Origin of the sequence: Hymenobacter humi (assembly GCF_042665855.1) — a bacterium.
Classification (GTDB): Bacteria; Bacteroidota; Bacteroidia; order Cytophagales; family Hymenobacteraceae; genus Hymenobacter; species Hymenobacter humi.
In genome coordinates this window covers 2,749,359-2,762,584 of sequence record NZ_JBHTEK010000001.1, presented here as the reverse complement: position 1 = coordinate 2,762,584, position 13,226 = coordinate 2,749,359, and the positions used below count along the sequence as shown (strand labels likewise).

12 protein-coding genes and 4 pseudogenes are annotated in these 13,226 nt (G+C 58.3%); 14 read left to right on the top strand and 2 right to left on the bottom strand.

The features are described 5' to 3' along the window. The first annotated feature begins 2 nt into the window (after positions 1-2). The 14 genes and pseudogenes from ACFQT0_RS15530 to ACFQT0_RS15465 all read left to right on the top strand — a co-directional run bounded on the left by ACFQT0_RS15530 (position 3) and on the right by ACFQT0_RS15465 (position 10,136). On the top strand, positions 3-254 hold the full coding sequence (locus tag ACFQT0_RS15530) for an Imm32 family immunity protein (RefSeq protein ID WP_380204075.1): 252 nt from the start codon (positions 3-5) through the stop codon (positions 252-254). A 258-nt stretch (positions 255-512) separates the two neighbouring features. Continuing rightward, positions 513-689: pseudogene (locus ACFQT0_RS15525) on the top strand (4-hydroxythreonine-4-phosphate dehydrogenase PdxA); the annotation flags it as partial. A gap of 107 nt (positions 690-796) precedes the next feature. Further along, positions 797-1,378, top strand: coding sequence for a 4-hydroxythreonine-4-phosphate dehydrogenase PdxA (locus ACFQT0_RS15520; protein WP_449272068.1), 582 nt, complete (start codon positions 797-799; stop codon positions 1,376-1,378). Between the two features lie 59 nt (positions 1,379-1,437). Next, positions 1,438-2,022 carry a YceD family protein gene (locus tag ACFQT0_RS15515; RefSeq protein ID WP_380204073.1) on the top strand — a complete coding sequence of 195 codons (585 nt, stop codon included), beginning with the start codon at positions 1,438-1,440 and terminating at the stop codon, positions 2,020-2,022. A 70-nt stretch (positions 2,023-2,092) separates the two neighbouring features. Then, positions 2,093-2,323 carry a 50S ribosomal protein L32 gene (gene rpmF, locus ACFQT0_RS15510; protein WP_068194512.1) on the top strand — a complete coding sequence of 77 codons (231 nt, stop codon included), beginning with the start codon at positions 2,093-2,095 and terminating at the stop codon, positions 2,321-2,323. A gap of 115 nt (positions 2,324-2,438) precedes the next feature. Continuing rightward, positions 2,439-3,379 (top strand): annotated as a pseudogene (gene plsX / locus ACFQT0_RS15505) (phosphate acyltransferase PlsX). A gap of 150 nt (positions 3,380-3,529) precedes the next feature. Next, a pseudogene (locus ACFQT0_RS15500) lies at positions 3,530-4,538 on the top strand (beta-ketoacyl-ACP synthase III). Between the two features lie 150 nt (positions 4,539-4,688). Next, positions 4,689-5,252, top strand: a complete 564-nt coding sequence (efp, locus tag ACFQT0_RS15495) for an elongation factor P (RefSeq protein ID WP_380204071.1) — start codon at positions 4,689-4,691, stop codon at positions 5,250-5,252. Positions 5,253-5,400: 148 nt separating this feature from the next. Continuing rightward, positions 5,401-5,853 (top strand): acetyl-CoA carboxylase biotin carboxyl carrier protein, encoded by a 453-nt coding sequence (accB, locus tag ACFQT0_RS15490; protein ID WP_380206038.1) that lies wholly within the window; start codon positions 5,401-5,403, stop codon positions 5,851-5,853. Positions 5,854-5,961: 108 nt separating this feature from the next. Next, positions 5,962-7,308: an acetyl-CoA carboxylase biotin carboxylase subunit gene (accC, locus tag ACFQT0_RS15485; RefSeq protein ID WP_380204069.1), complete on the top strand. Its 1,347-nt coding sequence runs from the start codon at positions 5,962-5,964 to the stop codon at positions 7,306-7,308. Positions 7,309-7,557: 249 nt separating this feature from the next. Beyond that, positions 7,558-7,821, top strand: a complete 264-nt coding sequence (locus ACFQT0_RS15480; RefSeq protein ID WP_380204067.1) for a hypothetical protein — start codon at positions 7,558-7,560, stop codon at positions 7,819-7,821. Between the two features lie 78 nt (positions 7,822-7,899). Continuing rightward, complete coding sequence (locus ACFQT0_RS15475; RefSeq protein ID WP_380204065.1) at positions 7,900-8,292, top strand: hypothetical protein; 393 nt, start codon at positions 7,900-7,902, stop codon at positions 8,290-8,292. Between the two features lie 110 nt (positions 8,293-8,402). Further along, a pseudogene (locus ACFQT0_RS15470) lies at positions 8,403-9,793 on the top strand (dihydrolipoamide acetyltransferase family protein). Between the two features lie 145 nt (positions 9,794-9,938). After that, positions 9,939-10,136 carry a hypothetical protein gene (locus ACFQT0_RS15465; protein ID WP_380204063.1) on the top strand — a complete coding sequence of 66 codons (198 nt, stop codon included), beginning with the start codon at positions 9,939-9,941 and terminating at the stop codon, positions 10,134-10,136. Between the two features lie 72 nt (positions 10,137-10,208). On the opposite strand, the gene ACFQT0_RS15460 is transcribed toward ACFQT0_RS15465, so the two are convergent. Then, positions 10,209-12,464, bottom strand: a complete 2,256-nt coding sequence (locus ACFQT0_RS15460; RefSeq protein WP_380204061.1) for a valine--tRNA ligase — start codon at positions 12,462-12,464, stop codon at positions 10,209-10,211. Beyond that, positions 12,449-12,901 carry a class I tRNA ligase family protein gene (locus tag ACFQT0_RS15455; RefSeq protein ID WP_380204059.1) on the bottom strand — a complete coding sequence of 151 codons (453 nt, stop codon included), beginning with the start codon at positions 12,899-12,901 and terminating at the stop codon, positions 12,449-12,451. Before ACFQT0_RS15455 ends, ACFQT0_RS15460 begins: the two co-directional genes overlap by 16 nt. Positions 12,902-13,226: the final 325 nt, after the last annotated feature.

Sequence of the window (13,226 nt, the reverse complement as noted above, 5' to 3'; positions counted from 1 at the left end):
AGATGACAATTGTCATCCCTGAGTACAGTAGCTCGACAGGTATAAGGTATCTGTGGAGCGACGGTTTTGAAATAAAGGTTGAAGTAGTGGATAATGAAGTTGTTATCACCGGAAACCAAGCAGGACTGAAATCATTAGCAACTCACCTTCTGACCTTAGCTCAAGATAATGTACCCAGTGGATGTCATGTGCATTATGACGAGCACAATTCACTCGAAGCCGGTTCTAAAGACTTAATCTTAGCGCTTAGCTAAAAGCACGCAATACAATAATGCCCCCTCCCTTCCCCGCTTAGGTTTTTCGGTCGGCGACCTTGCCGGCATCGGTCCCGAAGTCATTTACAAAACGCTGCTCGACGAGCGGCTGCTCAGGATTTGCACCCCGGTCGTGTATGGCACCGCCACTGACCTCTTCCACGACTTCCCGGTTGCCCCTGATGCCGAGCCTCTCATGTTTCGTCAGCTGCGCGACGCCGCCGATATCGCTCCCGGCCGGCTCAACGCCGTGACCTGTTGGGAGGAGGATTTTGTCCTCGCGCCCGGCAAGCCTCGCCCGCCACGGGCCAGGCTGCCCGCGAAAGCCTCTTGGCCGCCAGCCGCGACCTCAAAGCCGGCAAGCTCGATGCCCTCGTCACGGCGCCCATCAGCAAGGACAACACCCAGGCCGACGACTTCCGCTACCCCGGCCACACCGAGTTCCTGACCACGTTTTTCGGAGCGCCAGAGAGCCTGATGTTCTTAGTGGACGAAGGGGGCTGCGCATTGCCACCGTCACGGGCCATATCCCGCTTAAAGATGTGCCCGGGCGCCTTACTACGGAGCTGCTGCGCACCAAAATCACCCTGCTGCTTAAGTCGCTCACGCAGGATTTCGGCATTCTCAAGCCACGTATTGCCGTGTTGGGTCTTAACCCTCACGCTGGCGAAAACGGCCTACTGGGCAGCGAAGAAGGCGACACCGTGGCGCCCGTCATCCAGCAGTTTGCCCAGGAAGGCCACCTGGTCTTCGGCCCTTTCCCGGCCGATGGCTATTTCGGCACTCAGCAATTTCGGCAGTTCGACGCCACCCTGGCGCTCTACCACGACCAGGGCCTGATTCCTTTTAAGCTGATGGCTTTTGAGCGCGGCGTAAATTTCACGGCCGGGCTACCGGTGGTGCGCACCTCCCCGACCACGGCACCGCCTACGGTCTGGCCGGGCAGTTCAAGGCCGACGAATCGTCGTTCCGCGCGGCAGTGTACCTGGCCTGCGAGGTGTGGCGGCAGCGCTGGGAAGACGCCCAGCCGCGCTCGGCCCGCTAGGAACAGCTCAAGTTTTCAGGGCACCATTAACGCTGGAGCAACGTATAGAAGCCAGCGCAATTTGCCGGAGAACAGCTGACCATCAGTGCAAAAAAGGCCCTTCCCGGCCGAAACTGCTCAGAAAGTTGGGCTTATCTTTTGGCAAAAAGCGGGAATTTCACTACTTTTGCCCCCTGCTATCAAGCCGACCGTGAAAAAGAAAGCCAATACGACCTCAATCTTGCCAAGCTGGCGCTGAAAACGCACCATTTTGAGTTTGAGCTGGGTCCCGACTTTTTCGCCTTATTCGACCAGCCCCTGGTGGAGCAAGGCAATTTGCACGCCGATGTTGAGCTAATCAAAACCGAACGGCTCCTCACCCTGAATTTTCACATCACCGGCACCGTGCGCCTGACCTGTGACCGCAGCCTCGACGAGTTCGACCAGCCGCTGGACATTGAGGAGCAGCTGTTGGTGCGCTTCGGCGATGAGAACAAGGAGCTGGACGACAACGTGCTGCAAATCACGCCCGAAACCCAGTCCTTGCCGCTGGCGCAGCACCTGTACGACTACATTGGCCTGGCGCTGCCCATGAAGAAGCTGCACCCGCGCTTCCAGGACGAAGCCGACGACAACCCTGACGCTCCCACCAAGCTCATCTTCAGCACCCGTCCTGCCGATGATGCGCCCGATGACGACGAGCCGGCCGACCCGCGTTGGGCAGCCCTGCGCAACCTGAATTAACCCGTCAGCGCCGCGAGTCGCTCCCTCTACTCCCAACTCATAATTTAAAACTCATAATTCATAATTCCCCATGGCTCATCCTAAGCGCCGCACCTCTTCCTCCGTTCGCGATAAGCGTCGCACGCACTACAAGCTGACCCCGAAGGCCGTTACCTTGTGCCCCAACACGGGCGAGCTGCACCTGCGCCACAAGGCCTATGTAGTAGACGGCGACCTGTACCACAACGGCCAGCTGGCCATCAAAAACTACTCGAAGGTGAGCTCTGCTCCCGCTGCCGATACTACGGGCGACGACGAATAGCGCGTCAGGTTGTTACTTCGCGGTACCTTACGGTCCGGCTTCGCTCCTTTTTAAGCCAGCGGGGCCGGACTTGTAGTTACTACCCTATCTCCTGACCTCCCCAAACACCTCCTACATGAAAATAGCCCTCGACGCAATGGGCGGCGATTTCGCCCCCAAGCCGCCGTGGCGGGTGCCCTGCTGGCCGCCGAACAACTTGCCGGCCGGGCCACCATCGTCCTCATTGGTCAGGAAGACGCCGTGCGCCCCTGCTCCAAGCAGCGGGTTCTGCCGCCGACGTCCTCGAATTCGTGCCGGCCACGCAGATTATCGAAATGGCGGAGCACCCGGCCAAAGCCTTTCAACAAAAGCAGGATTCCAGCATTGCCGTGGGCTACAAGCTGCTCCTGGCTGGCGAAGTTGAGGCGTTTTGCTCGGCGGGCAATACCGGCGCCATGCTCGTCGGCGCCATGTTTACGGTGAAGGCCGTGCCCGGCGTTATTCGCCCGGCCATTGCCAACTTCGTTCCCAAGCTCAAAGACAAGTTTGGCATCCTGCTCGACGTGGGCGCCAACGCCGAGTGCAAGCCCGAAATGCTGGAGCAGTTCGGCGAGCCTGGGTTCGCTCTACGCACAGTACGTGCTGGGCATCGACAAGCCCAAAGTAGGCCTGGTGAACCTGGGCGAAGAGGAAGGCAAAGGCACGCCCGTCACGCAGGCTGCGCACCAGCTTCTGAAGGCCAACCCGCACATCAACTTCGTGGGCAATATTGAAGGCCGCGACATGTTCAACGAGAAGGCCGACGTGGTGGTAGTCGATGGCTTCACGGGCAACATCCTGTTGAAGATGGCCGAGTCCATCTACGAAATGATGGACGAGAAGCAGATTCACGACCCGTTTTTCGACAAGTTCAACTACGAGGCCGTGGGCGGCTCTCCCATTCTGGGCATCAACGACAACGCCATTATCGGCCACGGCCGGAGCACGCCGCTGGCCATCTGCAACATGCTGGTGCAGGGCTTCAATATGGCGCAGTCTGGGATTGTCGAGCAAATAAAAGCTACATTTAAGTCATAAACCTTGCTTTCGGCGATGGGGAAAACTTCCGGCCCCGGCCGGATTTTTTAACCCTGCGGGGGTCCGCTGCCGATTTCGTGTACGCGAAATGGTTGCGCTTTTTTCGGCACCCATGCCCATTTCTCGCTTGCCCCGCCTACTTTTGCCCGTATGAAGATTACTGCTGCCATCACCGGCGTGGGCGCTTATGTGCCCGAATATGTGCTTACCAATGCTGAGCTTGAAAAGCTGGTGGATACCACCGATGAGTGGATTACGTCCCGCACCGGCATTAAGGAACGCCGCATATTGAAGGGTGAGAATCAAGGTGCCTCCGTTATGGGCATTAAAGCAGTCCAGCAACTGCTGGACAAAACCGGCACCAACCCGCAGGACATCGACCTGCTGATTTGCGCCACCACCACGCCCGACGTGCTGTTTCCGGCCACGGCCAACATCATTTCCAACGGCGTGGGCATCACCAAGGCCTTTAGCTACGACTTGAACGCAGCCTGCTCCAGCTTTCTGTTCGCGCTGGCTACGGGCTCGCAGTTCATTGAGGCGGGCACTTACAAGAAAGTAATTGTGGTGGGCGCCGACAAGATGTCGTCCATCGTGGACTACACTGACCGCGCCAACTGCATCCTCTTCGGCGACGGTGCCGCTGCGGTATTGCTGGAGCCCAACACCGAAGGCTACGGTCTGCTCGACCACGTGCTGCGCACCGACGGCAGCGGCGAGGCCTACCTGCACCAGAAAGCCGGCGGCAGCCGCCGCCCCCCGTCCCACGCCACCGTAGATGCCAAGGAGCACTACATCTACCAGGAGGGTGCCACGGTGTTCAAGTTTGCCGTGAAAAGCATGGCCGATGTGGCCGCGCAGGTAATGGAGCGCAACCACCTCAGCAAGGACGACGTGGCCTGGCTGGTGCCCCACCAGGCTAACAAGCGCATCATCGACGCCACGGCCAACCGCATGGGCGTGGGCCCCGAGAAGGTAATGCTCAACATTCACCGCTACGGCAACACTACCAACGCCACCATCCCGCTGTGTTTGGCCGACTACGAACGCCACCAAGCGCGGCGACAACCTGGTGCTGGCGGCTTTCGGCGGCGGCTTCACCTGGGGCTCCATCTACATCAAATGGGCGTACGATGGCGATAAAGTAGCCAAGCAATAGCTGTTAGCGACTAGCTATTAGCCGTTAGCTTTGTTCTTTCTTAACCCTGTAAGTTTAAACGATACTGCGGCGCAGCAAGCTGCAGCAAACCCCTTAAAATTCCCCACAAAAGCTAATAGCTAACGGCTATCAGCTTAAAGCTTAACAACCATGGCATCAACCGCCGATTTTCGCAACGGCCTCGTCCTTAATTACAACGGCGAGTTGCACGTCATCACCGAATTCCAGCACGTGAAGCCCGGCAAAGGCCCCGCCTTCGTGCGTACCAAGCTGCGCAACATCAAGACCGGCCGCGTTATCGACAACACCTTCAACGCCGGCGTGAAAGTGGAAACGGCCCGCGTAGAGCAGCGCCCCCACCAGTTCATTTACAAGGACGACTACGGCTTCACTTTCATGGACACCAGCACGTTTGAGCAGATTGTACTGCCCGACGCCATGGTGCCCTTTGCCGACCTCATGAAGGAAGGCCAGGAAGTAACCATCCTGATGCACGCCGAAACCGAGCAGCCCCTCACCGCCGAGCTCCCGACCACGGTTGAGCTGGTGGTGACGTACACCGAGCCCGGCCTGAAAGGCGACACGGCCACCAATACCCTGAAGCCCGCCACGGTGGAAACCGGCGCCCGCATTCAGGTGCCGCTGTTCATTGATACCGATACCAAAATTCGGGTCAAGACCAGCGACTACAGCTACGTCGAGCGCGTAAAGTAGCCTTTATTAAGCTGTTAGCCGATAGCAATTAGCTGTTAGCTGACGCTCCACAAAAGCTAACAGCTAGCAGCCAACAGCTAGCAGCTAACCAAGATGTCAAATACGCCCAAAAAGGACGCTGCCATGAAAGCCAAAGAAATACAGGAGCCTGCTCGATTTTATCGCCAAATCGGGCCTAAACAAGGTCAACATCGAAACCGAGGAATTTAAGATTTCGGTGCAGCGCGACCCCAACACCAAGCAGGTCGTCAGCATGTCGGCCCCCGCACACTCCCACGCTCCTGGCCCGGCAGCCGCTGCGCATGCTCCCGCGCCGGCCCTGGCTGCGGCTCCTGCTGCCGCGCCCGCTGAAGCATCCAGCAGCAGCCACAAATCGCTGAAAGCGCCCATGATTGGCACCTTCTACCGCAGCAGCGGGCCCGACGCTCCGGCCTTCGTGCAGGTAGGCGACATGGTGGAGAAAGGCCAGGTTATCTGCATCATCGAAGCCATGAAGCTGTTCAACGAAATCGAAGCCGAAGAAAGCGGCCGCATCGTGAAGGCCCTGGTGGAGAACGCCACCCCGGTGGAGTACGACCAACCGTTGTTTTTGATTGAGTAGCACCGTTTTGAATGAAGGATGAAGAATGAGGAATGAGGAATTGGTCGTTCGGTCAATTCCTCATTCCTCATTCTTCATTCCTCATTTTTTATTTCTAACTCCCACCCAATGTTCAAGAAAATACTCATCGCCAACCGGGGCGAAATTGCCCTGCGCATTATCCGCACCTGCAAGGAAATGGGCATCAAAACGGTGGCCGTGTACTCAACTGCCGATAAGGAGAGCCTGCACGTAAAGTTTGCCGACGAAGCCGTATGCATCGGCCCGCCCGCATCGGCCAAGTCGTACCTGAGCATGCCCACGCTGATTTCGGCCGCCGAAATCACCAACGCCGACGCCATCCACCCCGGCTACGGCTTCCTGAGCGAGAACGCCGAATTCTCGCGCATCTGCGCCGAAAACGGCATCAAGTTCATCGGGGCTTCGCCCGAGATGATAAACCAGATGGGCGACAAGGCCACGGCCAAAGCCACGATGATTAAGGCCGGCGTGCCCTGCATTCCGGGCTCGGTGGGCTTGCTTGAATCGGTGGAGCAGGGCAAGAAAATCGCCAACAAAATCAAGTACCCGGTTATCCTGAAGGCCACGGCCGGCGGCGGCGGGCGCGGCATGCGCATCATCCACTCCGACGACGAGTTCCAGAAAGCCTGGGACGACGCCCGCACGGAGTCGAAAGCCGCCTTCGGCAACGACGGCATGTACCTGGAGAAGTTTGTGGTGGAGCCCCGGCACATTGAGGTGCAGATTGTGGGCGACCAGTTCGGCCACGTGTGCCACCTCTCGGAGCGCGACTGCAGCATCCAGCGCCGCCACCAGAAGCTGGTGGAAGAGGCTCCCTCGCCGTTCATGACTGACTCCCTGCGCGAGAAGATGGGCAAAGCGGCCATTGCCGGCGCCTCGGCCATCGGCTACGAAGGCGTGGGCACGATAGAGTTTCTGGTAGATGCTAACCGCGACTTCTACTTCATGGAGATGAACACCCGCATCCAGGTGGAGCACCCCGTGACCGAGGAAATCATCAACTACGACCTCATCAAGGAACAAATCAAAGTAGCGGCGGGCATCCCGATTTCGGGCAAAAACTACTTCCCGAAGATGCACGCCATGGAGTGCCGCATCAACGCCGAGGACCCGCGCAACGGCTTCCGCCCGGCGCCGGGCCGCATCACCACGCTGCACATTCCCGGCGGCCACGGCGTGCGCGTTGATACGCACGTTTACGCGGGCTACACCATCCCGCCCAACTACGACTCGATGATTGCCAAGCTCATCACCGTGGCCCAAACCCGTGAGGAGTGCATCGTAAAGATGAAGCGCGCCCTGAGCGAATTCGTGGTAGAAGGCGTGAAGACGACCATCCCCTTCCACCTGGCGCTGATGGACAACGCGCAGTTCAACGAAGGCAATTTCACCACGGCATTTCTGGAGCAGTCGTTTGATTTCTCGACGATATAAAGCCTGTTTAAAAATCACAAAAACGCCTCGCTACTTTAGCGGGGCGTTTTTCTTAATGCTTAGCTCTGGGCTAAAGTATAGTGGACATCCGAAGCTTTGGCTCAATTTCGACTACTTCTCAACCTTTCTGAAAAAATGAACCGTCGGTTTCAGTTTGTACCTAAGGCTCTATTTTTTGCCACAATAATTGGCAGCGGAACTACCCTATTTGGCTGTGCAGAATCCTGCAATGGCAACATCGAAACCACGGTGCTCTATGCCAAGCCGGGGCCGAATGCAAAAGGCCGCTCTATCTACGTCAACGTGGTGAACAAGCCAGACCTGGGCATCAAGCAGCGCCTGATGTACGAGGGCAAGGAATTCGGCACTTTTGAGCACGTCGTCGTCATCAACGACCCCACCAACCGCTTTGCCTCGAACCGCACCATTTGCTTTTCGAAGTTTCGAAAGGAAGCGGCTACTTCTGGCGGCGATTTAACCGAAGAAGGCCTGCCCGTCATCACCGTCGAGTAGCGCCCGTTGAGCTGAAAACAGAGTGTTGCCGGTTTACTTCGATACTTGTTGGCCACGCTTTCGATACACTGCTGCTGGATGAAAAAATACTTATTGCTTGGCATATTGTTGAGTGGTGCTCTGCCGGCCCTCAGCCAGGGACGAGATACCGCTTTCGCCGTACACAAGCTGTTTCGCCAGAAACGCGGCAGCGCCAAGGGCATGGAGGCGGTGAAGGACAGTGCGGCAAGCAAGGCACTGTATGCCCAACGTGTGGGCAGGCCGCTCACCGCGCAGGAAGTCCGCCAGGACGTACTGGCGGGTGCGGCGTTCAGTATTGCGGGCATTTCGAAAGCCAGTTTCTACAGCGCCGAGAACGAAGCAGCCATCATCAGGCGCTACCACGACGGCTGGTCTATTCCGCCCGTTGTTCGGCGCAAGCTGAAGCGCAGGCACTTCCACCGGACCACCCGCGATGTCCTGAATCCGTAACACCGATTTGAACGCCTCCGCCGCTTCGCGTCGGGGGCGTTCAGCTTTCTGGCTACCTTTGCCCCACCAAATTCCCATCCCACCCTTAATTCCCAAAATACCCCTCCTTTATGGCACGAGTGGAAATGACGATGCCCAAAATGGGCGAAAGCATCATGGAAGGCACCGTCCTGAAATGGCTCAAGCAAGTCGGCGACAAAATTGAGCAGGACGAATCAGTGCTGGAAGTGGCCACTGACAAAGTTGATACCGAAGTACCGGCCATTTACGCGGGCGTGTTGCAGGAGATTTTGGTGCAGGAAGGCCAGGTAGTAGCCGTAGGCGCGCCCATCGCCGTGATGGAAACCGATTCGGCAGCTGCTGGCGCCCCTGCCGCTGCACAAGCCGCACCCGCCCCTTCCAGCAACGGCACTCGTCCCGACGCGGGCGTGGCCGAAGTTCCTTACCTCCCCGAGCCCGGCGACCCGCAAGCGGCTCAACAAGCTGCCATAGCAGCCGAGCACCAGCCCGGCCGCTTCCTCTCGCCCTTAGTGTTGAGCATTGCCCGCGAGGAAGGCGTAAGCATGACGGACCTGGAATACCTGCCCGGTACCGGTAAGGAAGGCCGCGTGACAAAAAAGACATACTCGACTACGTGGCCAACGGCAAGCCGGCCCTGAATGCTGGCGCGGCCAAAGCTCCGGTTGCTGCTCCTGCGCCGGCCCCGGCTGCACAGCCCCAGCCGGTAGCTACGCCTGCCCCTGCCGCACCCGCCGCAGCGGCCAGCCCCAAAGCCGCTCCGAGCGTGAGCGGCGGCCAGGAGCTGATTGAGATGGACCGCATGCGCAAGATGATTGCGCAGCGCATGGTGGACTCGAAGCGGATTTCGCCGCACGTGACCAGCTTTGTGGAGGCCGACGTGACCAACCTCGTGAACTGGCGCAACAAGCACAAAGACGCCTACAAGAAGCGCGAGGGCGAAAACCTCACCTTCACGCCCATCTTCATCCAGGCCGTGGCCCGCGCCATCCAGGACTACCCGATGATAAACGTGTCGATTGACGGCGACTACATCATCAAGAAGCGCGACATCAACATCGGTGTGGCCGTGGCCCTGCCCAGCGGCAACCTCATTGTGCCAGTCATCCACAACGCCGACCAGCTCAACCTGAACGGCTTGAGCAAGAAGATGAATGACCTGGCCAACCGCGCCCGCGCCAACAAGCTCACGCCCGCCGACCTCGAAGGCGGCACCTACACCCTCAGCAACGTGGGCTCGTTCGGCAACGTGATGGGCACGCCCATCATCATGCAGCCGCAGGTGGCCATCATGGCTGTGGGCGCCATCAAGAAGAAGCCCGCCGTGATTGAGACGCCGCAGGGCGACCTGATTGGCGTGCGCCAGTTCATGTTCCTCTCGCACAGCTACGACCACCGCGTGGTCGACGGCTCGCTCGGCGGCATGTTCGTGCGCAAAGTGGCCGACTACCTTGAGCAGTTCGACCCGAACACGGCTATTTAACGCGTGACCCTAAACCTTTAGAACGTCATGCTGAGCGTAGTCGAAGCATCTCACCTGTGGTAGTAACTCAATCGATTGGTTTACTGCAGCAGGCGAGATGCTTCGACTACGCTCAGCATGACGTTCTTTTTCATTTTGCCTATTCATGAAAAACGCTATTGTACTCGGGACGCTGGTGCTCGCCTTAGCCCTCATCGGCTATTTATACTACCGGCTCTCGAACACCGAAAAGGCGCTGCAATTGTCCGAGCAGCGCTTTACGGACTGTGAGAAAGTGACCTTCCAGCTCCAGAATCAATTGGCCACTTTACAGAAGCAAGAGGCTGAAAGGAAATCGAAATAGAGAAAGTTGAGCTAAAGCGAAAAGCCCCTTCCTGCAACAGGAAGGGGCTTTTCGCTTTAGCTCAACTTGCGCTTACAGTGCCTGCAGGGCTTGCTCCAGCGCGGTTATTTTCGCTTCGGCGTCGGCCAGCTTCTGGCGCTCGCGTTCCAGCACGTCGGGCTTGGCATTCTGAGCAAATTTTTCGTTGCCCAATTTCTTCTGCACCGATTCGCGGAAGCCCTGGGCATACTCCAGCTCTTTCTCCACGCGGGCGCGCTCGCCGGCCAGGTCGATGTGACCTTCGAGCGGGATGAAGAACTCGCTGCCGCCCTGCACGAAGCTTACTGAAGCGGCCGGGCCGGCGTCGGCCAACGTGACTTCGGATATGCTGCCCAGCTTGCGGATGATGCCGTTGTACTCGGTCAGCAGCGCGGGCTCGTCGGTCTTGGCCACCAGCGCCAGGGGCTTGTTGGGGCCGATGTTCTTCTGGTTGCGCACGGTGCGGATGCCGGCCACGATGGCCAGGGCCTTGTCCATGTTGGCCAGAATCTGGGCCGAATCGGTGGGAGCCGATGCCTTGGGCCAGGGGGCCACGGTCACGTAGTCGCGCGGGCCGCGCTCGGCCAGGCTCGTGCCACAGCTCTTCGGTGATGAAGGGCATGAAGGGTGCAGCAGCTTGAGCAGCGTTTCGAGGTAGGCCGTGGTGTGGCGCAGGGTTTCGGCGTCGATGGGGTGCTGGTAGGTGGGCTTCACCATTTCCAGATAATTGGCGCAGAAATCGTCCCACACCAGCTTGTACACCGTCATCAGCGCGTCGCTCATTCGGAACTTCTCGAAATGGTCGTCGAGCTCCACGATGGCAGCCTGCAGCTTGGCGTTGAACCACGTCACAGGCTTCTCGTTTATGAAGGGCAGGGCGGCGTCTACCTCCCATCCCTTCACGAGGCGGAAGGCGTTCCAGAGCTTATTAGAGAAGTTGCGGCCCTGCTCCACCAGCTTGATGTCGAACAGCAAGTCGTTGCCGGCCGGGGCCGAAAACAGCATGCCGGTGCGCACGCCGTCGGCGCCGTACTGAGCGATGAGCTCCAACGGGTCGGGCGAATTGCCGAGCTGTTTACTCATTTTGCGACCCTGGGCGTCGCGCACGATGCCGGTGAGGTACACGTTTTTGAACGGCACTTCCTTGCGGAATTCCAGGCCGGCCATAATCATGCGGGCCACCCAGAAGAACAGGATGTCAGGGCCCGTCACCAGGTCGTTGGTCGGATAGAAGTAGTTGATATCGGCATTGTCGGGGTCTTTGAACCCATCGAATACCGAAATCGGCCAGAGCCACGACGAAAACCAGGTATCGAGCACGTCCTCGTCCTGGCGCAGGTCGCTCAGCTGCAGGTCGTGGTTGCCGCTTTGGGTGCGGGCCTGCACCAAGGCTTCCTCCTCGGTGAGGGCCACCACGAAGGTGCCGTCGGGCAGGTAGTAGGCCGGGATTTGCTGGCCCCACCAGAGCTGGCGCGAGATGCACCAGTCGTGCACGTTCTCCATCCAGGCCCGGTACATGTTCTTGAACTTGGGCGGGTGCAGGCGCACGGTGTCGTTTTCGACCACTTCCAGCGCGGGCTTGGCCAGGTGCTCCATTTTCAGGAACCACTGCAAGCTCAATTTTGGCTCAATTACCGCCTTGGTGCGCTCCGAGGTCTGCACGATGCTGGCGTACTCTTCGATTTTATCGAGCAAGCCGGCCTCCTGCAAATCCTTGGCGATTTGCTTGCGTGCCGCAAACCGGTCCTGGCCTACGTAGAGCACCGCCTTCTCATTGAGCGTGCCGTTGTCGGCCAGAATGTCGATAACGGGCAGGTTGTGCTTCACGCCAAGCTCGTAGTCGTTCAGGTCGTGAGCAGGCGTCACTTTCAGCGCGCCCGTACCGAATTCCACCGACACGTACTCGTCGAAAATCACGGGGATTTCGCGGCCCAGCAGCGGAATGCGCACGGTGGCTCCGGCCAGGTGGGCGTAGCGCGGGTCGGTCGGGTTTACGGCCACGGCCACGTCGGCCATGATGGTTTCGGGGCGCGAGGTGGCTACGGTGATGTAGTTTCCGGTTTCTGGTTTCTCGTTGCTGGTTGTGTGTTGGGCTTCCGAACCAGAAACCGGCAACGAGGAACCAGAAACCACTTCATACCGCAGGTAGTACATCTTGGCCTGCACGTCTTTGGCTATCACCTCCTCGTCGGAGATGGCGGTGCGGCCTTCGGGGTCCCAGTTCACCATGCGCACACCGCGGTAAATCAGGCCTTTCTTATACAGGTCCACGAATACCCGGAGCACGGCTTCGGTCAGGTCGGGCTCCATGGTGAAGCGCGTGCGGTCCCAGTCGCAGGAGGCGCCCAGCCTGCTTGAGCCTGCTCCAGAATAATACCGCCGTATTTCTCTTTCCAGTCGAAGGCGTGGCTTAGAAACTGGTCGCGGGTGAGGTCCTGCTTCTCAATGCCCTGCTCCTTGAGCTGGGCTACTACTTTGGCTTCGGTGGCGATGCTGGCGTGGTCGGTGCCGGGTACCCAGCAGGCCTCTTTGCCCTGCATACGCGCGCGGCGCACCAGCACGTCCTGAATGGTATTATTCAGCATGTGCCCCATGTGGAGCACCCCGGTCACGTTGGGTGGCGGAATGACAACGGTGTAGGGGACCTTCTTGGGATTGGGTGAGGCCTTGAAAAAGCCCTGCTCCTGCCAACGCTGGTACCATTTGGCTTCAACGTCGGTGGGCGAATAGGTGGTGGCGAGGGACATACAGGATGTAGCAAAAAGCAGAAGCTGCAAAAATAGGCATTAGAAACCCGGGCCCCGAAAAAGAACCGCCGCGCTTTCTACTCCAGCCCAACTCGACAGGATTATCTCCTAATGTTTAATTGTTTTCATGGAATCTTCATCTCCGATAGATTCCACTTCTTATATCCTCTACCCGACTCATTACCAACGTCTTAAAACTCAAGCAAAAACGGTTTTTATCCCTGTAAATGAGCTTATTAACTTAAGCAGAACCGTCAAGGCACTACCCTTCTGACCTCTTTCCGTTTATTGTCAGGAAGTTGTCGCGACAAAGGAGGAAGCAGTA